Source organism: Methylophaga sp. SB9B (assembly GCF_004832235.1).
Lineage (GTDB): Bacteria > Pseudomonadota > Gammaproteobacteria > Nitrosococcales > Methylophagaceae > Methylophaga > Methylophaga muralis.
This window is the reverse complement of sequence record NZ_SSXS01000109.1, coordinates 1-252: the sequence shown is the minus strand read 5'-3', so window position 1 is coordinate 252 and position 252 is coordinate 1. Positions and strand designations below refer to the sequence as shown.

Here is a 252-nt window from a genome sequence, read left to right as displayed (position 1 = left end):
AAACAATCAACTGCACTTTGCGGTGCATGCCCATTTCCTGCAGTGCCTGAACCGCTTGAGGAATCGCCGCCATGGTTGGAATACCGACATGTTCGATAAACACTTCCTGTGTTGCTGCAGTCCCGCCTGCATACCATCAACAACAATGACATCGGCACCGGCTTTCACCGCCAGCTTCACATCATAGTAAGTTCGAGTTGCACCGACTTTGATATAGATAGGCACTTGCCAATCAGTAATTTCACGCAATTC

Annotated in this window: 1 pseudogene; it reads right to left on the bottom strand. The window is 48.8% G+C overall.

Features of this window, described 5'->3' with window-relative positions:
- Window positions 1-249: pseudogene (locus tag E8Q33_RS15355) on the bottom strand (glutamate synthase-related protein); the annotation flags it as partial.
- Window positions 250-252 lie beyond the last annotated feature (3 nt).